The sequence below is a fragment of the Actinoallomurus spadix genome, from assembly GCF_024055725.1.
In the GTDB taxonomy this organism is placed as follows: Bacteria; Actinomycetota; Actinomycetes; order Streptosporangiales; family Streptosporangiaceae; genus Actinoallomurus; species Actinoallomurus spadix.
The window spans coordinates 1-24,591 of the sequence record NZ_JAMXMX010000006.1 but is presented as its reverse complement, the minus strand read 5'-3'; the positions used below and the strand labels follow the sequence as shown (position 1 = coordinate 24,591).

The following is a 24,591-nucleotide window of genomic DNA, read 5'->3' as shown; positions in this document are numbered from 1 at the left end:
CGAAGGCCCGCTGCCGTGATCGCCGCGCTGGCCGTGGCCTGCGTGTTCGCGGGCGTCTGGGTGCTGTCCCTGCCCTCGCCGACCACACTGCGGTTGGCCACGATCCTGCGGACCGGGCCGGCAGACGACGCCGCCGGGCGACCACCGGCGCCCCACCTCACCGGCCTGCCGGCCCGCGTACGGCGCCTGCTGCCCGGTGGACGACGAGACGCCACGGCGCGGCGGGCCGCGGTCATCGAGTTGTGCGACGGGATCGCGGTCGAGCTCGCCGCCGGCCGCCCACCCGGCACCGCGCTGACCGGCGCGGCCGAGGGCCTGTCGCCCATTCCGGGGCTCGATCCGGTCCTGACCGCCGCCCGGTCGGGTGACGACGTCGCCGTGAGCCTCGAACGGGCGGCCGTCGCGCCCGGCTGCGAGGGGCTCCGCCTGCTCGCCGGCTGCTGGCGCATCGGAATGGACCGCGGCGGCATGCTCGCCTCCGTCGTCGAAGGGCTGGCCGAGGCGCTCCGCGACGAGCAGACCCACCGCGAGGAGGTCGCCATGCAACTCGCCGGCCCCCGCACGACCGCGCGGCTGCTGGCAGGGCTGCCCATCCTCGGCATGGGCATGGCGGTCGCACTGGGCGCTCGACCCTTCGCCTTCCTGTTCGGCACGGTCCCAGGAGGACTGTGCCTGGTGCTCGGCATCGGCCTCGACGCCCTCGGGCTGTGGTGGACCAGACGACTGGCCACCGCCGCCGAGGAGCTCCGGTGACCTCCCCGAGCCGGGGCCGCCACGAGCCGGGGTCGCCCCGACGCGCTCCACGACCGGGCGGGTGCCTCGAGCGCGCGCGGAATCCGGCCCTTCGGAGGCGTCGCCGGTGTTCCTTGAGCTGACCGCCGTCGGATGCGCCGGCCTCGCCGGTCTCATCGCCGTCTCGGGTGACGACGCGAGTAAGCGACTCGGCAGGCTGTTCCCCACGGACGGCGGCTCCGCCCGGGGCCCGACCGGCGACAGGCTCCGACCCGCGGTGAGCATCGCCGCCGGTCTGGCCTGCGCGCTGGTGGTCGGCGGCCCGGCGGGCTGGGTGGTCGGGGTGCTGCTGGCGGTCGGCCTGATGCGTTTCCTCGCGCGACTCGAGCCACGCGCCCTCCGCGCCCGACGGGCCCGTATGGTCGCCGACCTGCCCATCGCGATCGACCTACTCGCGGCGTGCCTTCGGGGCGGTGGCGCGTGGCACGAGTCCGTCGAGGCCGTGGCCGACGCGGTCGGCGGTCCGCTCGGCGCCGAACTGGCCCATGTGGCGGCCCGTATCCGCCTGGGAGCGGACCCAGCCGCGGAGTGGCTCACCCTCGCGCGCGATCCCGTGCTGGCTCCCCTGGGCCGGGCGGCGGCACGGGCCGCGTCCGGCGGCGCGCCGCTCGCCGCGACGCTCACCCGCCTCGCCAAGGACCAGCGGCGTGTGGCCCGGGTCGCCGCGGCGACCCGGGCCAGGTCAGCGGGTGTACGGGCGGTCGCGCCGCTCGGTCTGTGCTTCCTCCCGGCGTTCATCCTGCTGGGCATCGTGCCCGCGGTCGCCGGTATCGCCGCCACCGTCCTCCTGCCCTGAGGGCGGCCGCACGTGAGAGTTATCCACAGAACGGGATTCGGCTGTGTTGGGCGTGCCTGATGGTCCGCGACGCTGGGTTCTGGGCGCGCTCACGTCCGTGTCCGTGTCCGTCTCCGTGTTCGAGAGGAAGGAAGGGATTCACATGCGCATCGTTCCCGCGCTGAAACGCCGCTGGCGGGCGCGCAAGGCCGACGACGGCATGTCCACCGCCGAGTACGCCGTGGGCACCGTGGCGGCCGCCGCGTTCGCCGGCCTGCTGTTCAAGATCGTGACCAGTTCGGAGGTCCGGCAGATGCTTTTAACGATCATCCACAAGGCGCTCAACCTCGCCGGGTGACCGGTCGCTCCGAGCAGCGAGCATCGGCGGGTGAGGTGTGGGGGCGCTCGAGAAAGATCGGGCGGGGTGGAGAGCGAGGGTCGGTGACGGTCGAGACGGCGGTCGCCTTCCCCGCGCTCGTCCTGCTCCTCGCGGTGGCGTTGTGGGGTGTGAGCGCCGCGGCAGCGCAGGTGGCGTGCGTGGACGCCGCGCGAGCGGGCGCCCGCGCCGCCGCCAGGGGAGAGCCGCTCGACGAAGTCCGCGCAGCCGCACGACGCGCCGCACCGCCGGGAGCGCAGGTGTCGATCACCCGTGATCCGCACTTCATCCGCGTGCTCGTCGAAGCCGCCGTCGACCCTCCGGTTCGGCACTTGTTCCCACCGCTACGGCTGCGGGCGCAGACCGTCGCCGCCACCGAGCCGGAGGGAGGCACGGAGGAAGCCGGTCCGCCGGTGAGCGGTCCGCCGGGGAACGATCCGGCGGTGAGCGGTCCGGCGGGGATCGGGCCGGCGGTGAGCGGTCCGGCGGGGGCGAATCCGTAGGGAGTCGAGCGGGCGGGGCCGTGGGGGTGTGCGGCGTCGAAGACGAGCCCCCATCACGAGATCTGAGCCAGAGCCGAAAAGATCCTCCTGAGGGGGCAGCCGCAGACCGCGGGCCGGTCGCCACTGCGATGACTGATCGATGAAGGCGCCGAGGGGCCGACGACCGAGAAGGGAGCATGGCGGTGGCAGATGGGAATGACGAACGCGCCGGTCTCCTCCGGACTGGTCGCCAGGTCGGTCGGCGCGCCCTCGGTGCGTACTTCGGCGACCGTGGGTCGGGGACGGTGTGGATGGTCGCGTTGATCGGAGCCGTGTGGGCCGTCGCCACCATGGCCATGATGGTCGGCGGGGCTCGTGTGGCACGGCATCGCGCACACGCCGCCGCCGATTTGGCGGCCCTCGCGGCGGCGGCTCACGTGGCCGAGGGGGACGAGCGCGCCTGCGGATTGGCCGCACAGGTCGCCCGCGACTCCGGCGGGCGACTTCGGCGATGCATCTTCCGCGGTCGGATCGTCGACGTCATCGTCAGCTCTCGCGTCGGCGGTTCCGCGCGAACCGGCCGGCTGATCGCCACCGCGCGGGCACGGGCCGGGCCGGTCGACGACGTTCCAGCGCCGGTCCTAGACTCTCAGGACCCACCCGTCACCCGCCGGGCATCTCCTCGTTGAACCCGTCACGAGGAGATCCGCTTTCCCGGAAGCGCAGGTTCTGATATTGATCCGCGACCCTATTGGAGCTAATGTCCGATAAGCTGCTGCGAACAATCACCCCTGCCAGCCTCAGAAGGCCCTACAGTCACTCGGAACGGCCGAGACGCGTGATCGCCGGGTCGTTCGTGCGCAAGGTTCCATCGTCACCTCGAAGTCCGGCAGACCGGGGCGACGGAAGTGTTATCGACGAAGGGACGGCGTCGTGAGGAAGGTCGGCAAGGCCGCCGCAGTCGCCCTGATGACTCCCCTGGCCGCCGCCATGACACTCGGCAGCACTGGTTCCGCGCATGCTGAATCCACGTCTGGGTGCACGAATAGTTCGAAGTATACGATCACCTATCCTTCCGGGCCTGTGACGATCGGCTCACGTGTCCACGTGAGTGCTGCGGTCAGAGGACTGCTTTCGACCCGCCTGCAAATTTCCGGCGGTGGCGTTGACACACAGCTCGAGCAGACGCTCTTCAAGAACACGATCGACGGTGACGTGACCGTCTCCGAGGTCGGAAAGGTCACCCTGACCCTCGTCGGGAACCTCACCCATCGCACGTACGCCTGTGCTTCGTTCTCGGTGAGCGCGCGGTCGGCGGGAGCGAAGCCGACGCCGACGCATCAGAGGACGCCCAGCAAGAGCCCCAAGCCCGGCGGCCACACCGCGCTCCCCGGATCCGGTCCGACCCTGCCCAGCGGCATCGGTTCCGGTGCCGGCGCCGGGATCGGCCCCGGTGAGGTTCCGACGACGCAGCCGTTGGGCAGCAACCCGTTCAGTCTGCCGTCCCTGGCGCCGAACGGCTCCGGCATCGGGTTCCAGTACCCCACCCCGGACCCGCAGATCGCCGAGCCGGCCGCCAAGCGGGTCAGGGCGGACGACGCGTCCGCGAGCACGCCCATCAAGTGGGGACAGAGCATCGCGGCAGCGCTGGTGCTCCTGCTCCTGTCGGCGCACTTCGGCATGTGGTCCCGCCGCCAGCGGCTCGCGGCGGAGGCTCGCGCGGCGCAGATCGGCTCCGCAGGCGAGCCGGCGGGCGGTCGCGGGCCGGGGTCCGTGCGGCGCCGTAGGAGGCCGCCGGTCACCGAGCTCGCCACCACGGCAACCGTGACATCCGGAGCCGCCGGGACCGGCGACGCGGGGAAGTCCACGGCGGCGCGGAACGGCTATCGCGGGCGTCGCCGTCGCGGCTGACGCCGCACGCCGTACGCCGGGAGCTGCCGTCCGGGACCGGGGCGGCGGTCGAGGAGGCTCGGCTCTCAGGACGGCCGGGGGCTCGGCTCGGGAGGGGTCCACGCCAGGGCCGGGTCGAGTGCCTTCAGCATGGACGCCGAGGGGCTGAGGCGCAGGACCAGGTCTCGGGCCGCCGCGGCAGGAGTCCAGCTCCACTGCGCGACCTTCCCGATCCGGCGGGACCGGCGGGCGATCATTCGGGTGCGGGTGCGCCGGTCGTGATCGTAGGCGGTCAGCGCGGTCTCGATGGCCGGGTGCGCGGACAGCATCGTGGCGAGGGTGACGGCGTCCTCGAGGGCCTGGTTGGCGCCCTGGCCCAGGTCCGGGGTCATCGCGTGTGCGGCGTCGCCGAGCAGCGCCGTGGCGCCGTGGACGAAGGTGCGCAGCGGCGGCAGGTCGTAGATGTCATGGCGCATGACCGCGTCCTCGGACGCGGCCGCCAGGAGCTCCGGGATGGGCGCGTGCCAGCCGTCGAAGCGCCGCCGCATCTCCGCCAGTTCGCCGTCGGGGCCGCGTTGGCCCTCGGGGGCGTTCGCCGCGCCGAACAGGTAGGTCGTGCCGTCGGCGAGGGGGACGATCCCCATGCGCTCGCCGCGTCCCCAGGTCTCGCCGCCTGACGTGGGAGGGCGGCCCGTGTCGACGATCACGCGCCAGGCCGTGTATCCCGCGTAGCGGGGAGCCGGGTGGCCGGGCCACAGGGAACGCCGGACGACGCTGTGGATGCCGTCGGCGCCGACCAGGAGATCGCCCCGTGACGTGCCCGCGCTGTGCCGTACCTCGACCTGTGGACCGTCGGCTTCGACCGCGGTGACCTCGGTGTCCGTGCGCAGGGCCGCGGCCGGCAGGGCCGCGCGCAGGATCTCGAGAAGGTGGGCGCGGTGGACCGCGACCACCGGGCCGTACCGGCGGCCCAGTTCCTGGACGTCCGTTCGCGACAACCAGCGGCCGGTGACGTCGCGGATGCCGCCCTCCGTCTCGGTGAGGGCCCGTTCCCGGAGCTGCTCGCCCACGCCGAGCGCGTCCAGCGCGCGTACGCCGTTGGGCCACAGCGACAGCCCGGCGCCGATCTCGCCGAACGCCGCGGCCCGTTCGAGGACCTCCACGTGCCAGCCGCATCGGCGCAGGGCGATCGCGGCCGCCAGGCCGCCGATGCCCCCGCCGATCACGATGGCCGTGCGCCCGCCCCCTGCGTTCCGGGAAGTCCTCTCGGTCATCTCGTCTCCCTCTACGTCTGCCGTGGTCAGCGGCGCGGGGCCTGCTTCAGGAGGGCGTCGAGGAGGTCGAGGGCTCCCTGCTTGTCGAGCGGGTCGTTCCCGTTCCCGCACTTGGGGGACTGGATGCAGGAGGGGCAGCCGTGCTCGCACTCGCAGTCGGCGATTGCCTCGCGGGTCGAGCGGAGCCAGCGTCCGGCCTGTTCGTAGCCGCGTTCGGCGAAACCGGCGCCGCCGTCGTGGCCGTCGTACACGAAGACGGTCATGCGGCCGGTGTCGGGGTGCAGCGCGGTCGAGACGCCGCCGATGTCCCAGCGGTCGCAGGTCGCGAACAGCGGCAGCAGGCCGATCGAGGCGTGCTCGGCGGCGTGCGCGGACCCGCCGACGTCGGCGTCGCCGAGGACGCGCAGGGCCTCGTCCGGCAGCGTCCACCAGACGGCCCGGGTGCGGAGCGTACGGGGCGGCAGTTCGAGCGGGCGTTCGCCGAGGACCTCGCCGCTGGCCAGGCGGCGCATCTGGTACGAGACGACCTGCTGGGTCACCTCGACGGTGCCGAAGCAGAGGGTCGCCTCGCCCCAGGACGTCGAGCGGAGGGTCTCCAGGATCGAGATGTCGGTGACGTCGCGGGCCGTGGTCGTGTAGTCGGGGTCGGCGGCCTCCACGAGCGCCACCGAGTCGTCCAGGTCGAGGGTCTGGACGACGTACGACTCGCCCTGGTGGAGGTAGACCGCGCCCTGGTGGACGGTGGTGTGCGCGGACGGCTCGTCGACGGTGCCGAGCAGGCGCCCGGTCGCGGCCTCGACGACCTGGACGGGCGGGCCGCCGGCGCCGCGGATGTCGGCGAGGTCGGTGGCGCGTTCGCGCTTGGTCCAGTACCACCCGGTGGGCCGGTGGCGGAGCATCCCGCGGCGTACGAGATCGGGCAGGATCTCCGCGGCCGACGGGCCGAACAGCGGCAGGTCCTTCTCGGTCAGCGGGAGTTCGGCGGCGGCGGCGCACAGGTGCGGGGCGAGGACGTACGGGTTGTCCGGGTCCAGGACGGTCGCCTCGACGGGCGTACCGAAGATCGCCGATGGGTGGTGCACGAGGTAGGTGTCGAGCGGGTCGTCGCGGGCGATGAGGACGGCGAGGGCGTCCTGGCCGGAGCGGCCCGCGCGGCCGGCCTGCTGCCACAGTGACGCGCGCGTGCCCGGCCAGCCGCAGATGATCACCGAGTCGAGGCCGGAGACGTCGACGCCGAGTTCGAGGGCGTTGGTCGAGGCGAGGCCGACGAGGTCGCGGGCGCGCAGCGCCTTCTCCAAGGCGCGCCGCTCCTCCGGCAGGTAGCCGGCGCGGTAGGCGGCGACGCGGGCGGGCAGGTCCGGGGCGATCTCCTCGAGGGCCCGTTTGGCGCCGAGCGCGACGGCCTCCGCGCCGCGCCGCGAGCGTACGAACGCCAGGGTCTGCACGTCCTCGACCACGAGGTCGGCGAGGAGGTCGGCGGCCTCGGCGGTGGCGGTGCGGCGTACGGGGGCGCCCTGCTCGCCGCGCAGGTCGGTCAGCGGCGGCTCCCACAGCGCGAACGACGTCGCGCCGCGCGGCGAGGTGTCCTCCGCGACCTCCGCGACGTTCACGCCGGTCAGCCGGGACGCCGAGATCCCCGGGTCCGACGCGGTCGCCGAGGCGAGGATGAACACCGGATCGGCGCCGTACCGTGCGCAGACGCGCCGCAGACGGCGCAGGATCTGCGCGACGTGGGAGCCGAACACCCCGCGGTAGCCGTGCGCCTCGTCCACGATGACGTAGCGGAGCCGTCGCAGGTACGGCGCCCAGCGCGCGTGGCCGGGCAGCACCGTGCGGTGCAACATGTCGGGGTTGGTGAGGACGTAGTCGGCGTACTGCCGGACCCAGGTGCGCTCGTCGGCCGGCGTGTCACCGTCGAACGTCGCCGCCCGCAACTGGGCGAGCTTCAGGCCGCGCAGCGAGCGGAGCTGGTCGGCGGCCAGGGCCTTGGTGGGCGCGAGGTAGAGCACCGAGCCGCCGTCGAACACGGCGCGGAGGGCGGGCAGGAGGTACGCCAGCGACTTGCCCGAGGCGGTACCCGTGGCGATGATCACAGACCTGCCCTCGTGGGCGAGCTCGGCCGCCTTGACCTGGTGTTCCCAGGGGCGGTCGACCCCGGCCAGGCGCAGCCGGTCGACCAGGAGCGGCGGCGTCCAGTCGGGCCAGTCGGCCGTACGGCCGTCGCCTGCGGGAACGCTCTGCACGTGGGTGATCCGGCCGCGGCGCCGTGGATCGTCGAGCAGCCGGCGCAGGATCAGCGGGGCGCGCCCGTGCGAGCGGGTACGGCCGTCGGCGGCCGATGGGGCGCCGTGGTCGGAGGGGAAGGCGGAGTCCGTCTCTATGGCCTGCGTCACCCTCTCGGTTGAAAGTGGTTCGCCATGCGGAGGTTTCCAGTCTGGCATCCTGGGCAGAACGCTTGGGCCGCCATCCGTGCTACCCCCTGCTCGCACGAGGCGTACGCCACGCTGGGCGGGGTCGCCCTCTGTGGTGATTTCGTGTAGACACGATGGCGGAGCGTGGTTGAATCACGGCGGGGTTCCATGGCCCCGACTTCCATACGCGGACGGCGCAGGAGGATCTGTGGACCTGAAGGTGAACGACTACACCACCGACGATGACCTCACCGTCATCAACGTGGAGGGAGAGATCGACGTCTACACCGCGCCGAAACTCCGCGAGAAGCTCATCGACCTGGTGAACAAGGGCAAGTACCACCTGCTCGTCGACATGGAGAAGGTCGAGTTCCTCGACTCCACCGGCCTCGGGGTTCTGGTCGGCGGGCTCAAGCGGGTTCGGGCGCATGACGGCTCGCTCGAGCTCGTCTGCACGCAGGAGCGCATCCTGAAGATCTTCCGGATCACCGGTCTGACCAAGGTCTTCGGCATCTTCGACTCGGTCGACGACGCGCGAGAGCACCGTCAGAAGCAGAAGTAGGGCCGGGATGGCGCCCGAGACAGCCACCGTCGAGCTCGCATTCAGTCCCCTCCCGGCCCACGTTCGCACCGCCCGGTTGATCGCGACCGCCGTCGCCCGGCGGGGCGGGGTCGAAGAGACGTTGCTCGACGAGGTGCGGTTGGCGGTCGGTGAGGCCTGCTCCCGTGCGGTGGAGGCCCATCGGAAGCAGTGCCCGGAAGAGCCCGTCCGGGTCGAACTGCGGGACGGCGGAGATCGATTCGTGGTCGTGGTCACCGACCGCGTGCCCGACGACGACCCGACGCGGAGCGGCGGCACGGAGCCGGTCGACCTCACGGAGTTGAACGGCGACCTCAATCTGGGGTTCGCCGTCATCGCGGGGCTGGCCGACGACGTGGACATCGCTTCGACGCCGTCCGGAGTCGAGATCACCATGAGCTGGCCGGTCAAGAAGGACTGATCGGCCCGAGGTTTCCACCCCCCGGGGATCGCGCATGCGATCCCCGGGGGGTGCTGCTTTATACGGGCAGTACACTTTTCCCAGTTTTCGCCACCCTAATCATGCATACGCCGCTTATGTGCGACTCTTTGGTCAAGAAGTAGGTCGCCGCGTAAGTCCGCTTTGACCAGCGAAGATGTGCCTGCCTAGCCGCGTAGTATTAATTCCTGGTGCAGCGAGTGTCACGTCTCGGTCGCATTATCGTTAAGCAACCGAGCAGGCTTCTAATTCCGGCTACGCCTGCGTAGACTCCCGGCACCATTGCCCCGCCCGACGCGTGGCGGTGGCCGGTCACCCCCGGGGGCGACCGGATCGAACGCGGCTGTCGAGGAGGATGCATGTCTGGGCTTCACCCGCCCGCCCAGGCCGGTGCGGAGGTGAGTCTCGGCGGCAGCGACCTGAGTCTGGTGGTCGTTGTCGGCGTGATCGCCTTGTTGGCACTGGCCGTCGCAGGCGTCTTGGTCCGCGAGGTACTCGCCGCGAGCCAGGGCACCGAGAAGATGCAGAACATCGCAACGGCGGTGCAAGAGGGCGCACTCGCGTACCTCAAACGCCAGTTCCGTACGGTCGGCATCTTCGTGGTCATCATTCCGTTTCTGCTGCTCCTGCTTCCGGCGGAGTCGACCGGGGTGAAGATCGGCAGATCGGTATTCTTCGTCGTCGGCGCGTTGTTCTCCGGCATCACCGGCTTCACCGGCATGTGGCTCGCCGTGCGGGGCAATGTCCGGGTCGCGGCGGCGGCGCGCGAGAGCGGCGAGAAGCTCGCGATGCGGATCGCCTTCCGCACCGGCGGCGTCGCCGGAATGTTCACCGTCGGCCTGGGCCTGCTGGGTGCCGCCGTCGTCGTGTTCGCCTACAAGGGCAAGGCCCCGGGCGTGCTCGAGGGCTTCGGATTCGGCGCCGCGCTGCTCGCCATGTTCATGCGGGTCGGCGGCGGCATCTTCACCAAGGCGGCCGACGTCGGCGCGGACCTGGTCGGCAAGGTCGAGCAGGGCATCCCGGAGGACGACCCGCGCAACGCGGCGACGATCGCCGACAACGTCGGCGACAACGTCGGTGACTGCGCCGGCATGGCCGCCGACCTGTTCGAGTCGTACGCCGTGACGCTCGTGGCCAGCCTCATCCTGGGCCGGGTGGCGTTCGGCACCGAGGGCCTGGTCTTCCCGCTGATCGTGCCGATGATCGGCGTGATCACCGCGGTGATCGGCATCTTCGCGGTCGCGCCGCGCGCCAAGGACCGGTCGGGCATGAGCGCGATCAACCGCGGCTTCTTCATCTCGGCGATCATCTCCGCGATCGCCGTCGCCGTGGCGACGTTCCTGTACCTGCCCGACTCGTTCGCCAAGCTGCACGGGGCCAGCGACTCCATCCGCGGCGACTCGCACCTGGCCGACGTCGACCCGCGGTGGGTCGCGCTCGGCGCCGTGCTGGTCGGCATCGTGCTCGCCAGCGCGATCCAGTTGCTCACCGGCTACTTCACCGAGACGAACCGCCGCCCGGTCAGGGAGACCACCGAGAGCGCCCGTACGGGCCCGGCGACCGTCATCCTGTCGGGCATCTCGCTCGGCCTGGAGTCGGCCGTCTACACCGCGCTGGTGATCGCCGCCGCCGTGTACGCCGCGTTCCTGCTCGGCTTCAGCAACACGACCATCGCGCTGTTCGCGGTGGCGCTGGCCGGCACGGGCCTGCTGACGACGGTCGGCGTGATCGTCTCGATGGACACCTTCGGCCCGGTGTCCGACAACGCGCAGGGCATCGCCGAGATGTCCGGCGACGTCGAGGGCGAGGCGGCCGGCGTGCTGGAGAGCCTCGACGCGGTCGGCAACACGACGAAGGCGATCACCAAGGGCATCGCGATCGCCACCGCCGTGCTCGCGGCGACCGCGCTGTTCGGCTCGTTCCGCACGACGGTGGTCAACGAGCTGACCGGTGCGAGCGACAGCGTCAAGAAGGCGCTCGGCCCGACGTTCCAGACCTTCAACCTGGGCGTCGACAACCCGAACGTCCTCATCGGCCTGATCATCGGTGCCTCGGTGGTGTTCCTGTTCTCCGGTCTGGCGATCATGGCGGTCGGCCGCGCGGCCGGTCGCGTCGTGGTCGAGGTGCGCGAGCAGTTCCGCACCAAGCCCGGGATCATGGACTACACCGAGAAGCCCGACTACGACCGGGTGGTCAGCATCTGCACCGCCGACGCGCAGCGCGAGCTCGCCACGCCCGGCCTGCTGGCGATCATGACGCCGATCGCCGTCGGGTTCGCGCTCGGGTACGCGCCGCTCGGCGCGTTCCTCGCGGGCGCGATCGCGGCCGGCGCGTTGATGGCGGTGTTCCTGGCCAACTCCGGTGGCGCCTGGGACAACGCCAAGAAGCTCGTCGAAGAGGGCAACCTCGGCGGCAAGGGCTCGGAGGCGCACGCGGCCACGGTCATCGGTGACACGGTCGGCGACCCGTTCAAGGACACCGCGGGCCCGGCGATCAACCCGCTGATCAAGGTGATGAACCTCGTGTCGCTGCTGATCGCGCAGGCCGTCGTGACGTACGCCGCGAACACCGCCCTGCGGATCATCGTCACGGTCATCGCGGTCGGCGTCATCGTCGGCGCGATCGTCGTCTCGAAGCGGCGGGCCTCCTCCATCGGCGGGGAGACCGAGCCGGCCGTCGAGAGCGGCGCGAAGGCGCCGGGCGGCCCGGAGCCCACGGACGACGAGGAGGCCGCGGCGGCCAAGGCGTCCTGATCGCGACAGCCACCCTGTGAGGAAGGCAGAGGGGGCCGGACGGATCACCGTCCGGCCCTCTCCGCGTTCCGGGCACTGCGGGGAGGCGGCAGACTGGAGGCATGCAGAAGTCCCAGCCGTCCGGTGCGAAGGGTTTCGCGATCCTCGTCGGCGTGATGTTCGCGATCGTTCTGGCGATCATGCTGATCGCCGTGCTCTTCTCGCCGCACCACCGCGTCTGATGCCCGCGCTGATCGTGCTGCGGCACGCCAAGGCCGAGTCGCCCCTGGGCACGCCGGACTTCGAGCGCCCGCTCGCCGCCCGCGGCCGGAGTGACGCGCGGGCGGCCGGCGACGAGCTGCGCGCGGTCGGCCGTGTTCCGGACCACGTGATCTGCTCGCCCGCCCTGCGCACCCGGCAGACCCTCGAGGAGCTCCGGTTCGGCGCGACCGTCGAGTTCGACGACCGGGTGTACGACAACGACCCGGAGGCGATCCTCGACCTCCTGCGCGCCCGGCCGGACGAGCCGGGGACGCTCCTCCTCGTCGGCCACAACCCCTCGATGCACCGGCTGGTGCTCGATCTCGGGGGCGCCGGGGACGAGGGGTTCCCCACGGCGGCCACGGCGGTCATCGAGTTCGATGGAGAGTGGTCCGATCTGTGGCCGGGCGCCGGGCGCCTCGCCTCGTACTGGACTCCGCGCGCCCGCTGACGCCCACCGGGCGGTCCGCCCGGTCCGGCCGCCGCGTCTCCTCTCGTCGTGATCCCGATCAGCGGGCCTTTCGTACGCTTATTGCGGGGACGTTCCGGACGAAGGGGCACATTTTGCGGTCGTCGCTTGCCTGGCTGCGGGAGACGTACGCGGAGTCCGAGGGGCGCGCGTCGCCGATGTACGGCGTGGTGGCGTCCATCGGCATCGCCACCCCTCTGGTGATCGGCACGGTGACCGGGCATCCGGCCCAGGGCGGAGTGGCGGCCCTCGGCGCCTTCTTCGTGGTCAACACCACGCCCCAGGGCCCGTACGGCGCCCGCGCCCGGGCGCTGCTCGCGGCGGTCCTGGTCGTGACGGGCTTCTCCGTGCTCGGCGGCCTGCTGGCCGGCCGTCCCACGCTCGCGGTGGCCGTCGTGCCCCTCGTCGCGGCGGTGGCGGCGGCCGTCCCGTGGCTGGGCGTGACCGCGACCCTGTGCATGATCGCCGCGACGGTCCGGCCGGCGGGCAGCCCGGTGCTGTTCGACGGCTTCCTGGAGATGCTCGGCGGGCTGTACGTCTCCCTGCTCATGGTCGTCCCGCTGCTCACCCGGCGCCTGCAGCCGTTGCGGACGGCACTCGCGGACGCGGGCGGATCCGTGGCCTCCGCGCTGGACCTCCTGGCCGAGCCCGAGCCGCGGGCCGGCGAGTGGGAGCGGCGGCGGCGCCAGGCGTACGACGACATCAGGAAGGCCCGGGCGACGTACGGGCTGTACCTGTCGGGCGGCCGGGACGACGAGCAGCGTCCGAGGCGGCTGATCGAGGCGTTCGCCCGGGTCATGGACGAGGCCGTGGCGCTGCGGACGCTCCTCGACGCGGTGAGGCAGGCGTCACCGCCCGAGGAGTGGGAGCGCGAACGACGGGTCGCCGTCGCCGCGCTGGCGGCCCGGCTGCGGCTGGTCGCCGGCGGCATCGAGGCGGGCGGCGGCACCCCGCTGGGCGCCGACCAGCCGGTCGCCCTCCACCGGTTCGCCCGGGTCAGCGAGGAGGTCCGGCAGGCGTGGCTCGCGGACGACCTGGTACGGACGGCGCTCATCGTGCAGGTCCGGCAGTCGGTCTCCCGGATGGCCGCGACGGTCGACGGCGCCCGGGAGATCATCGCTCCCGGACTGAAGATCGGGATCGACTCGCCACGCCTCCCCGAACGCCCGACGGGCGGCTGGAGCCGCTTCGTCGAGGGCGTCCGCACGCGGTCGCCCGGCTTCCGGTACTCGACCCGCATGGGCGTGGCGATCGCCGTCGCCATGGCCCTCACCACCGGGCTGCACCTGACGCACGGCCACTGGCTGACCATCACCGTCGTCGCCAGCCTGCGCGACTCGTACGGCGACACGGTGTCGCGGGTCGTCAAACGGATCGGCGGCACGGCGATCGGCGCGATCGTCGCCGCGCTGGCGCTCGCGCTCGTACCCCACCAGGCCACGCTGATCGTTCTCGTCTTCGCCGGAGCGGCCCTGGGGTTCACGGTGCGGCCGGTCAACCACGGCCACTGGATGGCCATCGCCACTCCGATGATCATGCTGTTGATCGACTACTCCGCCCCGCTGAGCTGGCCCGCCGCCGCGTGGCGGATCGGGCTCACCGTCGTCGGCGGCCTGTTCGCGCTGGCCGCGGCCCGGGTGCTGTGGCCGGCCGGCACGATCGGCCTCCTGCCCGGGCGGCTGGCCCGCATGATGCGGACGCACGCCGGGCTGGCGCGGGCGGTCGCGGCGCGTTTCGACGGCAAGGCCGGCGCGTCGGTCCGCAAGCGCATGGAGGACGCCGCCGCGGCGGCCGCCGACGTCGAGGAGTCGGCGACCCGGCTCGGGCAGGAACCGGCGCCCCCGGAGGACCTCGTACGGCGGCTGCTCGACGCCACGTCGATCGCGCGGCGGCTGCGCGACGACGTGCAGGCCGTCGGCGTGCTGTGGGAGGACCGGACGGACGCCGGCCCGCTGCCCGCCATCCTCGAACGGGTCGCCGACCAGCTCGATGAGAGCGCGGACGCCCTGCTGTCTCCCGACGGCGAGGCCGCCGAGCTGCGGCTGGACGACCTCTTGGAGGAGTTCGACCGGCACCTGGCGACGTTGACGCGCCGCCGCCGCGCCGAACTGGACGACGGCGTGGGCACGGACGCGGTCACGACGCTGCGGCGCTCACTGGTCCAGGTCGCGGCCGCCCGGCACGCGCTGCGCGGCCTCGCGTCCGACGCCGAACGCCTCCGCCGCGCCGTCCTGAGCGACGCGCCGGGCGACGCGGCGCCGTGACCGCCGGCTCACCGCCGAACCGGGGCGTCAGAGCAGGCCGGCGTCTTCCGCGTCGGCGGCGTCGATCTCGTCACGGGAGATGCCCAGCAGGAAGGCGATGCTGTCCATGTACGGCACGTTGAGGGCCGTGTCGGCGGCCTCACGGACGACGGGCTTGGCGTTGTAGGCGATGCCGAGCCCGGCGGCGGCGAGCATGTCGAGGTCGTTCGCGCCGTCCCCGATCGCGACGGTCTGGCTGATCGGCACACCGGCGGCGGCCGCGAACCGGCGCAGGGCCTCCGCCTTGCCGGCCCGGTCGACGATGGGCCCGACGAGGTTGCCGGTGAGCCGGCCGTTCTCGACCTCGAGGACGTTCGCGGCGGTGTAGTCGATGCCGAGGTCCGCGGCGAGCGCGTCGGTGATCTGCGTGAACCCGCCGCTGACGATGGCGAACTTGTAGTCGAGGCGCTTCAGCGTCCGCACGAGGGTGCGGACGCCCGGGGAGAACTCGATGCGGTCGCGCACCTGCGCCAGGACGCTCGCGTCGAGCCCGGCGAGCATCGCGACGCGCTCCCGCAGCGCGCCCTCGAAGTCGAGCTCACCGCGCATCGCGGCCTCGGTGATCTCGGCGACCTTGGCCTCCAGGCCGGCGTGCGCGGCGATGAACTCGATGACCTCGCCCTGGATGAGGGTCGAGTCGACGTCCATCACGATGAGCCGCTTCGCCCGCCGGGCGAGGCCGCCGCGCTGGACCGCGACGTCGACGTGCTGCTCGGCCGCCTCGGCGGCGAGCGCGGCGCGCAGGCCGTCGGGGTCGGCGCCGGAGACGTGCATCTCGATGCAGGTCACCGGGTGGTGGGCGAGCCGCTCGATGCGGTCGATGTTGGCGCCGTGCGCCGCCACGCGCCCCGCCATCCCGGCCATCGCGGCGGGGGTCAGCGGAGTGCCGAGGATCGTGACGTGCAGCCGGCCCCGGCGGCGGCGCGGGTCGCCGGTCCCGGTGCCGGTGGCCAGCTCGATCTCCATGCCCAGGTCGGCGGCGATCTTCTCGGCGGCGGCCCAGACCCGGCCGATGTCGGTGTCGGGACCGTACGAGACGAGCACGCCGAGCACGAGACGGCCGCGGATCACGACCTGCTCGACGTCGGCGACGGTGACGGGGAAGGCGGCGAGTGCGCTGAACAGGCGGGACGTGACTCCGGGGCGGTCACGGCCGGTCAGCGTGATCAGCAGCGTGCGCGTCTTGGCATCCATGCTGTTCACCACGGTACTTGGCGCTCATCGTGCCCCGCTCGGCGGTCCACCATCCGGACACCGGCCGTTCCGCGAGCCTTCGCCGTCCGGACCGGTTCCCGTGCCCCGGGAGTCCGCGCAGTGCCGTGGGACCATTCGTGGGTGAATCCGCAGAAACCTCCTCATGGATTTCTCGTGGTGTACCTGGGGACGTTGCTGACTTTCAGCATCGTCGGGTTGGCCTATGACGTCGTGGTGCTGCTGTGGAACGCCGGGCGGATCCCGCTTCATGCCCAGTGGATATGTCTCGCGGCGATGGCATCCGACGTCATTGGTGTCGTGTGTCTCCTCGCGCTGTGTCGGTGGAAGAAGTGGGGTTTCTACGGGTATGCACTGCTCTGCGCGGCGGATCTCGGCTTCAGCCGGGCCATCGTCGGTCACCTCGTGCGGGAGAACGTGTTGACCTTCGCGGTGCTCGTCGGTCTGTGCGTCGCGCTACAGATCGGCGGCGAACGCCAGGGCTGGAAACAGCTGGAGTGAGCCGCTCCAGGCGGGTGTGGTCGACTCCGGACCGGTTCTCGTGCCCGGGAGGGTTCTTCACCCGTTGGACCATCGCCGCGAAATCCGGTCGACGCCCTCTATCCGGACTCCTATTCTCCTGGGATCGGCAGCCCGGGGAAATGGAGTGCGGTGGTGTCGCGGCGCACGCCACAGGAGAAGAAACGGCTGAGCTATGCCAAGGACCGGCGTGGCAGCAGCGGCTACAGTTTCAAGCCCGCGCGCCGGTGGGTCCCCGCCAGGAAACGGCGGGCCAACCGCGTGAACCGGCGTCGCGCCCGGCGTGATCTGCTCGCCGCCAAGGGGCGGCCGGACGCCGACGCGGCGTACGCGGCCGAAGAGCGTCTCCTCGCCCGCCGGCCGGAGTACTGGCAGAAACCGCCCGAGATGCCGCTCGGGGTGTGGGTCGAGAGGATTCTCGAGCGTCGAGCCGGGCGAGACGAGCGCGACGTGGCCGACCGGGAGCGGCTCGACCGGCTGCGGCGGCGACTGCGCCGCCCGCGAAGGTCACCTACGGACGCTGCGCGACCGTTCCCCTACTGACCGACACCTCGGCCGTCCGCGCCATGACGGGAGCGTGCCGTCACGGCAGCAGCAGGTTCACGTCGCCGAACTCGTGCCAGCGGTAGCCGCCCGCCAGGGCCTCGGTGTAGACGCGTTCGAGCAGGTCCTCCCCGGCGATCGCGGTCAGCAGCCGCAGGTGTGAGGAGCGCGGCTCGTGGAGTCCGGTGAGCAGCCCGTCCACCACCCGCACGCCCTCCTCCGGGGTGACCACGTGGGAGGTCCAGCCGTTCGAGGGCCGGACGAGGCCCTCGCGGGTGACGGCGCTCTCCAGCGCGCGTACGACGGTCGTCCCCACGGCGATCACCCGGCCGCCCTCCCATCTCACATGGTTGAGGAGCGCGGCCGTGGTGGCCGGGATCTCGTACCGCTCCGGGTAGGGCGGCTCGTCCTTCTCCGGCGACGCCACCCCCGTGTGCAGGGTCAGCGGCGCGAGGAGGACGCCGCGCGCGACGAGCCGGGTCACGAGGTCGGCCGTGAAGGGACGCCCGGCGCTGGGCATCTCGGCGCTGCCGGGACCGTCTTCGCGGGCCACCGCCTCCGCGAAGACGGTCTGGTACGCCGCCGCGGGCTGGTCGTGGCGGACGTATCCGTACCGGATCGGCACGCCGTGGCGCCGCAGGTACGGCTCGACGTCGGTGTCGAGGCGCGCCCGCCAGAGCCGGGGCGTGTACCGGTCGACGAGGGTCAGTGTCGCGCCGCCGGGCAGGGGGAACCATTCGCCGGGGCATCCGCCCGCGTACGGCTCCGACGCCCGCCCGGTCCGCCGCCGCAACTCGACGAGCCAGCAGCCGGGGTCCGACGGCACCGGACCGGAGAAGTGGACGGCCAGGCGGTCGAGGCGTACGGCGGCGGGCAGGGTGGCGGAGGTGTTCACGACGAGCAGGTCGCCGGGCCGGAGCAGGTCCGGCAGGTCGGTGAACGCGTGGTGCGTCACGCCGGTCCGCGTGGCCGCGAGCAGGCGGACGTCGTCGCGGCGGGACGGGGGTTCGTGCGCCTCCAGGGCGGCGGGAAGGGTGAAGTCAAGCACGGGAGGCCTCCACACGGTGCGCGGCCGCGGCCGCGACGAGGGCGATGGCGAGGGTCCAGGCGAGGCCGGCGCCCAGGCCCGCCGCGTTGACGAGCGCGCCGGCCACGCCGACGCCGAGCGACGAGCCGAGGGTGTCGGAGATCTGCAGGGCCGAGGAGTTGGCGCCCTGCTCGTCCGGCGCGGACAGGGCGAGCACCGTGACGCTGAGGGTCGGGAAGGCCATGCCCACCCCGAGCCCGGCGACGATCCAGGCGGGGACGGCGGCCCAGCCGGAGGTGTACAGGGCGACGGCGATCCCGGCGACCCCGGCGGTCAGGAGGGCCGGGCCCAGCACCGCGAACCGCACCCGTGAGATGCCGGTGAACCGGCCCTGGAGCCAGGATCCGCTGCTCCAGCCGAGGGCTCCGACGGTGAGCACGACTCCGGCGGCCGTGGGGCTGAAGCCGTGCCGGGTGATCAACGCGAGCGGGATGAACGCCTCCGTGCCGGCCATCGTGCCCATCAGCAGGCCGCGCATGGCGATCGCGGTCGGCAGCCCTCGGCCGAGGCGGAGCGTGCCGCGCGGCAGCAGCACCCGCAGGCCGTACGCGAGGCCGGCCAGGCCGGGCAGCCCGAGCGGCGAGCGGTGGTCGATGCCCCACAGCAGGACGGCGGCGCCGACGGCCAGCGCGACGGCGGCGAGGGTACGGCCGCGGGGGAGGGCGCCATGCGTCCGGGAGCCGCGCAGCGCCGGGGTGAGCATGGCGGCGGCGGGCAGCACCAGGGGGATCAGGCCGAGGAAGACCCAGCGCCAGCCGAGGTGCTGGGCGACGAGGCCGCCGACGGACGGGCCGACCAGGGACGGCACGACCCAGGCGGCCGACATCGCGGCGAACACCCTCGGCCGGGCCGGCTCCGGGTAGACGCCCGCCACGATCACGTACAGCGGGACGACCGCCAGGCCGGAGCCGAGGCCCTGGACGGCCCGGCCCGCGACGAACCAGGCCATCCCCGGGGCGGTGCCCACGACGACCAGCCCGGCCACGAAGATCACCAGCCCGGCCACGAGCGGCAGGGCGGGACCGCGCGCGTCCGCCCAGCCGCCCGCCAGGACGTTGCCGACCAGCCCGCTGATGAACACCGCGGTGAACCCCCAGGCGTACATCGACAGACCGCCCAGTTCGCGTGCCGCGACCGGCATGGTCGTGCCGACGGCCATCTGCTCGAAGGCCAGGAGCGTGATGACGAGCAGGATGCCGATCGTGGTCGTGCGGTACGGGCCGGTCAGCAGCCCGGTCCGCGGCGCGGGGGCGGCCGTGTCCGCCGTCTCGGCCGGTGCGCTCACAGGGCGCCTGCCGTGTACCGGCCGCTCGGGAGGCGCTCGGTGATCAGCCTGCGCAGGGCGGGGACGGCGACGTCCTCGGGGAGAGGCGCCGCGTCGGCGTCCTCGCCGGCGTCGGCGAGCATCCGCGTGCGCATCTCGCCGGGGTCGACCGACCATACGGCGATCTCGGGCTCCTCTGCGGCCAGGACGTTGGACAGCTGGTCGAGGGCGGCCTTCGTCGCGCCGTATCCGCCCCAGCCCTCATAGGCCTCGCGGGCGGCGTCGGAACTGACGTTGACGATCGCGCCCCGGCGGGCCCGGAGGGACGGCAGGACGCCCTGGGTGAGCGCGAGCGGCCCGAGCACGTTGACCGCCAACGCGCGTTCCAGCTCCGGCAGCGGGTGGTCGGCCAGGCGCGGCAGCGGCGTCGCGCCGAGCGTGCTCGCGTTGTTGACGAGGAGGTCGAGCCCGTCCGACGCTCGTACGAGCGCCGCCCGGTGGGCCGGGTCGGCGATGTCGCCGGGGACGGCGGTGACGTCCGCGCCCGCGGCGGTGAGGCCGGCGGCGGCCCTGTCCAGGTCGGCCGCTCCCCGGGCGTCGAGGATCAGGGTCCAGCCGTCCTGGGCGAGCGCGCGGGCCAGCGCCAGGCCGAGCCCACGGGACGCCCCGGTGATCAGTGCCTTCATGGCCTCGACACTAGGCAGCGACCGTGTGACCGACATCGGCCAAGGGACCGGGATCGGCCCGGCGGATGGTCGTAGGTCCTCCGGGAACAACCTGACCTGTGAGGTACGGGCGGATGGCGATCGGACGGCCGTGGGGAGTGCCCGCCCGGGCGGCGCTGCTCGTCGCCGTCGTCGCCGGCCTGGCCGCGCTGCGCGTCCCGCGCCCGCCGACCCTGTGCGTCCTGCGTCAGTACACCGGCGTCCCCTGCCCGCTGTGCGGGTTCACGACGGCGGCCGTCCATCTCGGGCACGCCGATCTCCTCGGCGCCGTGCACGCGTCTCCGCTGGCGGTCGCGGTGTGCGCGGGGTTCCTGGTGGCCCCGCTCGCGCGGCGGTCCCGGATGGGCGCGCTCTGGCGGAGATCGTCCCGCAGGACGCGGCAGGTCGTCCCGATCGTGGTCATCGTCGCGCCGTTGATCGCTTCCGAGATCTGGCAGCTCGCCCGCTTCGGCATCATCTGACAGGGAGGAACCGTGGTACATCCGCCAGAGGGCCCACCCGGTGGTCACGACGACGGCCCGCCGTCCGCCCCGCCCCCGCCGCCCGGTTACGGTGACGGCCCGCCGTCCGCACCACCCCCGCCGCCCGGGTACGGCGGCGGCTACGGGGAGCCGGCGCAGCCGCGGACGAGCACCCCGCAGGTGCTGTCGATCATCGGCATCATCTGCTGGTTCTTCTGCCCCCTCGCGGGAATCGTGCTCGGCCTCGTCGCTCAGAATCAGTTCCGCGCCCAGGGCCGGCCGGACACCCTCGCCAAGGTGGCCTGGATCGGCGGCGTGGTCTCCGCGGTGCTCGGAATCCTCGTCACGCTCCTCCGGCTGCAGTCCGGCACCTGACGGCCTCCCGCGCGGTTCCCGCCCGGCCCAGCCCGGGCGGGAACCCGCGGTGGCACCGGAGGGGACCGGGTTCCGGAGCCGGGGCCTGCGGCGGCGGGAGCCCGCGGCGGTACGGTCGTGAGCCGTGGACACCGATCGGGACGCGACGCTGCACGCCGTCAGCACGGCGGTGCTCGCGGTCACGCGGCACCTGTCCGTGCACGAGGTCCTGCAGGTGATCGTCCGGGCCGCCGCGCAGCTCCTCGACGCCCGCTACGCCGCGCTCGGCGTACCCGACGACGAGGGGTCGTTCGCCGAGTTCGTCGTCGAGGGCGTCTCGGATGAGGAGTGGCGGCGGATCGGCCCGCTGCCCCGGCAGCACGGGCTGCTCGCGCTGATGCTCCACGACGACCGCGTCCAGCGGCTGCCGGACGTGCGCCGGGCCCCGGAGTTCGAAGGCTGGCCGGCGGCGCACCCGGTCCTCAAGGACTTCCTCGGCGTCCCCATCAAGGACGGGACCGAGACGCTCGGCATCATCTTCCTCGCCAATCGGCGCACCCCGGGCGGGTTCACGGCCGCCGACGAGGAGCTGCTCACCCTCTTCGCCGCGCACGCCGCGATCGCGATGACCAACGCGCGGCTGTACGAGCGGAATCGCGAGCTCACGGTGATCGAGGAGCGTGCCCGGCTGGCGCGCGAGCTGCACGACGCGGTGGCGCAGAAGCTGTTCTCCCTCCGCTTGACCGCCGCTGCGGCCCTGTCCGCGGCGGACCCCCGTGCCGAGCTCGAACGCGTCCAGACGCTCGCCAAGGAGGCCCTCGCGGAGCTGCGCGAGGTCATCTTCGAGCTGCGCCCCGCGGAGCTGGAGGGCGATGGGCTCGCGGAGTCGCTGCGCAAGCACGTGCGGGTCCTGGACCGCGCCTGGGGCTCGGGGCGCGGCCGTCGGCCGCGGGTGCGGTTCGAGGGCGACGACGTCGCCTTCTCCGGCGAGGTCGAGGCGGTGGCGTACCGCGTCGCCCAGGAGGCCCTCTACAACGCCCTCCGCCACGGTGATCCCTTGGAGGTGACGGTGCGGCTCACGGCCGGACTGCTGGAGATCCGCGACGACGGGACCGGCTTCGACGTCGGAGCCGGTTCGCGCGACGGCCTCGGGCTGGCGTCCATGCGCGAACGCGCCGAGTCGATCGGCGGGCGCCTGACCATCGACTCGTCCGCGGCCGGCACGGTCGTACGCCTGGAGGTGCCGGCATGATCCGCGTGCTGATCGTCGACGACCATCCCGTCGTGCGTCAGGGCCTGCGCACGTTCCTCGGCGTGCAGGAGGACATCGAGGTCGTCGGCGAGGCGGCCGACGGTGCCGAGGCCGTCTCCCGCGCGGAGGCACTGCGGCCCGACGTCGTCCTCCTCGATTTGAAAATGCCCGGCGTCGACGGCACGACCGCGCTGGGCGAGCTTCGCGCGCGCGGCGTCGGGTCCCGCGTCATCGTGCTCACCAGCGTCGGCGAGCGGGAGCACGTCCTGCCCGCCGTACGCGCCGGCGCCTCCGGGTATCTCTACAAGGACGTCGACCCGCACGCCCTGGTGCAGGCGATCCGCGCCGTCCACGACGGGCACATGCTGTTCGCGCCGGAGGCGGCCGAGGCGATGCTGGCGCCCGCGCAGGCGGACCCGGGCGCGGGAGCGCTCACCGAGCGCGAGCGCGAGGTCCTCGTCCAGATCGCCCGGGGCCGGTCGAACCGCGAGATCGCCCGCGCACTGGTCGTTTCGGAGAAGACCGTCAAGACGCACGTTTCGAACATCCTGCTTAAGCTGGGGCTGCAGGATCGCACCCAGGCGGCCCTGTACGCCGTCCGTCACGGCCTCGCCGATCGGTGACTCGCGAGCATTCGCGTGGGATCCAGGAGGCGTAAGCCGCGCCGGTCGAATATCTTGATGAACCTCAGTAGTCGGCTGAGTGAACCGCATCGCCGAGGACGTCATCGGAAGTCACATGAGAGTCGCCATTCGCTACGCCGCGGGGTCGGACGTCGGCCGTACCCGCGAGAACAACGAAGACTCGGCGTATGCGGGCCCATGGCTGCTCGCAGTCGCCGACGGGATGGGGGGTCACGTCGGCGGGGAGATCGCAAGCTCTCTCGCCGTCGAGACCCTCGCACCGACCGACGCCGAGGTCCCGCAGCCCGCGCTGGTGGACACTCTCGAACACGCCGTGCTGTCCGCCAACCAGGCGATCGCGCAGCGGGTCGAGCAGGAGCCCGCGTTGCAGTCGATGGGCACCACCTGCACGGCGATGCTGTGGTCGGGCACCCAGCTCGCCCTCGCGCACATCGGGGACTCCCGCGCGTACATGCTGCGGGACAGCATCCTCTACCAGATCACCGAGGACCACACGCTGGAGAAGATGCTCACCGGCGAGGACGGCGCGGCGCCCCACCTGGCGAACCGCCTCGTCCGGGTTCTCGACGGCAAGCCGGACCGTAAGCCGGACATGTCCCTGCGCGAGGCGCTGCCGGGCGACCGCTACCTGCTGTGCTCCGATGGTTTGAGCGGCCCGGTCGGCGCGGAGACGCTGCACCAGGTCCTGACGAGCCGGCCGGAGCCCGAAGCGGTCGTTCAGACGCTCATCGACCTGGCCAACCAGGCCGGCGGGCCGGACAACATCACGGTCATCGTGGTGGACGTCGTCGCGGAGGGTGTGGACGCGACGCCTCCGGTCGTCGTGGGTGCCGCCCAGCACTGACGTACGCCACGAGGCGGCACCTGGCGGGCGGCATCGGTCGGGCGGCCGGCTTCGGGTGGATGGCACCTGCCGGGCGGGTGGCGTCCGGGCGGGGCGGCCCCAGGGGGACGTCGCCCGGTGGTGTCGCCGACCGGCCGTGAAGGTCTCCGTGCGGTCACGTTCTGAACTCTGTCGGTGCATCTGACTTGACCGTTGCCCGGCTTATTGCGATATAGGTCGCACAGGCGTACAACGGCACGGGGTTGGAGGGCGGAGTTTGGACGTCGCACGGGGGACGAGGGTCACCCCTGGTGCGCCGACCGCACCGGCGCGGATGCTCGCCTCCTTCACCGCCGCCGCAGGGGACGGGGTACGGGGTGTGGCGATCCGCACGGGGAGCATGGCCGTCGCGGCCGTACTCGCGGCGCTCGTGCACCGTGCCCACGATCCCGGCATACTGTGTCCGCTTCGGCGGTTCACCGGGGTTCCCTGCCCTCTTTGTGGCGGTACCACCGTCTTCATGGAGCTGGGAGCCGCCCATCCGGTCAGAGCGGTCCTCGCGAACCCCTTCGCTCTCGCGGGGGCGCTCGGCCTGGCCACGGCGCCCCTGGGGATCGGGCACCGATGGTGGGCGATCGAGTCGCGTGCCCGAGCGGCGCTGCTCGGGGTCGTGGTTGTCCTGTCCTGGCTATGGCAGCTTGCCCGGTTCGGGCTCCTGCAGTGGTGAATTCCCTATCTCGTCACGGCGACAGCGAGCCCGGCTTGGCAGACGGGCGTCATTCAATGAAGGAGTAACAGCGTGAGCACCCCCTACGACCCGTACGGCCAGGGCCAGCAGCAGCCCGGGTACGGTCAGCAGCAGCCGGGCTATGGCCAGCAGCAGCCGGGCTACGGTCAGCAGCAGCCCGGTTATGGCCAGCAGC

25 protein-coding genes are annotated in these 24,591 nt (G+C 72.6%); 19 read left to right on the top strand and 6 right to left on the bottom strand.

What is annotated here, in order from left to right; genetic code table 11:
* Positions 1-15 precede the first annotated feature (15 nt).
* The 6 genes from NE235_RS09755 (at position 16) to NE235_RS09730 (ending at position 4,336) form a co-directional block, all read left to right on the top strand.
* Complete coding sequence (locus tag NE235_RS09755; RefSeq protein ID WP_252800975.1) at positions 16-753, top strand: type II secretion system F family protein; 738 nt, start codon at positions 16-18, stop codon at positions 751-753.
* 106 nt (positions 754-859) lie between these two features.
* A complete protein-coding gene (locus NE235_RS09750) occupies positions 860-1,588 on the top strand; it encodes a type II secretion system F family protein (protein ID WP_252800973.1) in 729 nt (242 codons plus the stop codon).
* A 142-nt stretch (positions 1,589-1,730) separates the two neighbouring features.
* Positions 1,731-1,925: a DUF4244 domain-containing protein gene (locus NE235_RS09745; RefSeq protein ID WP_252800971.1), complete on the top strand. Its 195-nt coding sequence runs from the start codon at positions 1,731-1,733 to the stop codon at positions 1,923-1,925.
* A gap of 83 nt (positions 1,926-2,008) precedes the next feature.
* Positions 2,009-2,446 carry a TadE family type IV pilus minor pilin gene (locus tag NE235_RS09740; protein WP_252800969.1) on the top strand — a complete coding sequence of 146 codons (438 nt, stop codon included), beginning with the start codon at positions 2,009-2,011 and terminating at the stop codon, positions 2,444-2,446.
* 176 nt (positions 2,447-2,622) lie between these two features.
* Positions 2,623-3,114, top strand: coding sequence for an Rv3654c family TadE-like protein (locus NE235_RS09735; RefSeq protein WP_289848432.1), 492 nt, complete (start codon positions 2,623-2,625; stop codon positions 3,112-3,114).
* 418 nt (positions 3,115-3,532) lie between these two features.
* A complete protein-coding gene (locus tag NE235_RS09730; protein ID WP_252800966.1) occupies positions 3,533-4,336 on the top strand; it encodes a hypothetical protein in 804 nt (267 codons plus the stop codon).
* A gap of 65 nt (positions 4,337-4,401) precedes the next feature.
* Here NE235_RS09730 and NE235_RS09725 read toward each other — a convergent pair whose 3' ends face one another.
* The gene (locus NE235_RS09725; protein WP_252800964.1) at positions 4,402-5,589 is read right to left on the bottom strand and encodes an FAD-dependent monooxygenase; all 1,188 of its coding nucleotides are present in this window, start codon (positions 5,587-5,589) and stop codon (positions 4,402-4,404) included.
* A 26-nt stretch (positions 5,590-5,615) separates the two neighbouring features.
* A complete protein-coding gene (locus tag NE235_RS09720; protein ID WP_406567563.1) occupies positions 5,616-7,841 on the bottom strand; it encodes a DEAD/DEAH box helicase in 2,226 nt (741 codons plus the stop codon).
* A 367-nt stretch (positions 7,842-8,208) separates the two neighbouring features.
* On the opposite strand from NE235_RS09720, the gene NE235_RS09715 reads away from it, so the two are divergent.
* The 5 genes from NE235_RS09715 (at position 8,209) to NE235_RS09695 (ending at position 14,745) form a co-directional block, all read left to right on the top strand.
* Positions 8,209-8,562: an STAS domain-containing protein gene (locus tag NE235_RS09715; RefSeq protein ID WP_252781131.1), complete on the top strand. Its 354-nt coding sequence runs from the start codon at positions 8,209-8,211 to the stop codon at positions 8,560-8,562.
* Between the two features lie 7 nt (positions 8,563-8,569).
* A complete protein-coding gene (locus NE235_RS09710) occupies positions 8,570-9,001 on the top strand; it encodes an ATP-binding protein (protein ID WP_252800962.1) in 432 nt (143 codons plus the stop codon).
* Positions 9,002-9,378: 377 nt separating this feature from the next.
* The gene (locus tag NE235_RS09705; protein ID WP_252800960.1) at positions 9,379-11,772 is read left to right on the top strand and encodes a sodium-translocating pyrophosphatase; all 2,394 of its coding nucleotides are present in this window, start codon (positions 9,379-9,381) and stop codon (positions 11,770-11,772) included.
* A gap of 220 nt (positions 11,773-11,992) precedes the next feature.
* A complete protein-coding gene (locus NE235_RS09700; protein WP_252800958.1) occupies positions 11,993-12,463 on the top strand; it encodes a SixA phosphatase family protein in 471 nt (156 codons plus the stop codon).
* A 113-nt stretch (positions 12,464-12,576) separates the two neighbouring features.
* Positions 12,577-14,745, top strand: a complete 2,169-nt coding sequence (locus NE235_RS09695; protein ID WP_252800956.1) for an FUSC family protein — start codon at positions 12,577-12,579, stop codon at positions 14,743-14,745.
* A gap of 27 nt (positions 14,746-14,772) precedes the next feature.
* On the opposite strand, the gene serB is transcribed toward NE235_RS09695, so the two are convergent.
* Positions 14,773-15,978 carry a phosphoserine phosphatase SerB gene (gene serB, locus NE235_RS09690; RefSeq protein ID WP_252800954.1) on the bottom strand — a complete coding sequence of 402 codons (1,206 nt, stop codon included), beginning with the start codon at positions 15,976-15,978 and terminating at the stop codon, positions 14,773-14,775.
* 141 nt (positions 15,979-16,119) lie between these two features.
* Here serB and NE235_RS09685 point away from each other — a divergent pair, with 141 nt between their 5' ends.
* Positions 16,120-16,497 carry a hypothetical protein gene (locus NE235_RS09685; RefSeq protein WP_252800952.1) on the top strand — a complete coding sequence of 126 codons (378 nt, stop codon included), beginning with the start codon at positions 16,120-16,122 and terminating at the stop codon, positions 16,495-16,497.
* A gap of 153 nt (positions 16,498-16,650) precedes the next feature.
* The gene (locus NE235_RS09680; protein WP_252800950.1) at positions 16,651-17,058 is read left to right on the top strand and encodes a hypothetical protein; all 408 of its coding nucleotides are present in this window, start codon (positions 16,651-16,653) and stop codon (positions 17,056-17,058) included.
* Between the two features lie 40 nt (positions 17,059-17,098).
* Here NE235_RS09680 and NE235_RS09675 read toward each other — a convergent pair whose 3' ends face one another.
* From NE235_RS09675 to NE235_RS09665, 3 genes are read right to left on the bottom strand one after another with little or no spacing between them, the layout of a single operon-like run.
* Positions 17,099-18,106, bottom strand: coding sequence for an S-adenosylmethionine:tRNA ribosyltransferase-isomerase (locus NE235_RS09675; RefSeq protein ID WP_252800948.1), 1,008 nt, complete (start codon positions 18,104-18,106; stop codon positions 17,099-17,101).
* Positions 18,099-19,430 (bottom strand): MFS transporter, encoded by a 1,332-nt coding sequence (locus tag NE235_RS09670; RefSeq protein ID WP_252800946.1) that lies wholly within the window; start codon positions 19,428-19,430, stop codon positions 18,099-18,101. The genes NE235_RS09675 and NE235_RS09670 overlap by 8 nt, the downstream gene beginning before the upstream one ends.
* A complete protein-coding gene (locus NE235_RS09665) occupies positions 19,427-20,095 on the bottom strand; it encodes an SDR family NAD(P)-dependent oxidoreductase (protein WP_252800944.1) in 669 nt (222 codons plus the stop codon). The genes NE235_RS09670 and NE235_RS09665 overlap by 4 nt, the downstream gene beginning before the upstream one ends.
* Positions 20,096-20,208: 113 nt before the next feature.
* Here NE235_RS09665 and NE235_RS09660 point away from each other — a divergent pair, with 113 nt between their 5' ends.
* From NE235_RS09660 to NE235_RS37270, 6 genes are all read left to right on the top strand, one after another.
* Entirely contained in the window at positions 20,209-20,595 is a 387-nt protein-coding gene (locus tag NE235_RS09660) for a DUF2752 domain-containing protein (protein ID WP_252800942.1), read from the top strand.
* 12 nt (positions 20,596-20,607) lie between these two features.
* Positions 20,608-20,970: a DUF4190 domain-containing protein gene (locus tag NE235_RS09655; RefSeq protein WP_252800940.1), complete on the top strand. Its 363-nt coding sequence runs from the start codon at positions 20,608-20,610 to the stop codon at positions 20,968-20,970.
* A 124-nt stretch (positions 20,971-21,094) separates the two neighbouring features.
* Entirely contained in the window at positions 21,095-22,201 is a 1,107-nt protein-coding gene (locus NE235_RS09650) for a GAF domain-containing sensor histidine kinase (protein ID WP_252800937.1), read from the top strand.
* On the top strand, positions 22,198-22,824 hold the full coding sequence (locus NE235_RS09645; protein ID WP_289848431.1) for a response regulator: 627 nt from the start codon (positions 22,198-22,200) through the stop codon (positions 22,822-22,824). Before NE235_RS09650 ends, NE235_RS09645 begins: the two co-directional genes overlap by 4 nt.
* 115 nt (positions 22,825-22,939) lie before the next feature.
* Positions 22,940-23,689 carry a PP2C family protein-serine/threonine phosphatase gene (locus NE235_RS09640; RefSeq protein ID WP_252800935.1) on the top strand — a complete coding sequence of 250 codons (750 nt, stop codon included), beginning with the start codon at positions 22,940-22,942 and terminating at the stop codon, positions 23,687-23,689.
* Positions 23,690-24,002: 313 nt separating this feature from the next.
* Positions 24,003-24,395: a DUF2752 domain-containing protein gene (locus NE235_RS37270; protein WP_308206056.1), complete on the top strand. Its 393-nt coding sequence runs from the start codon at positions 24,003-24,005 to the stop codon at positions 24,393-24,395.
* Positions 24,396-24,591: the final 196 nt, after the last annotated feature.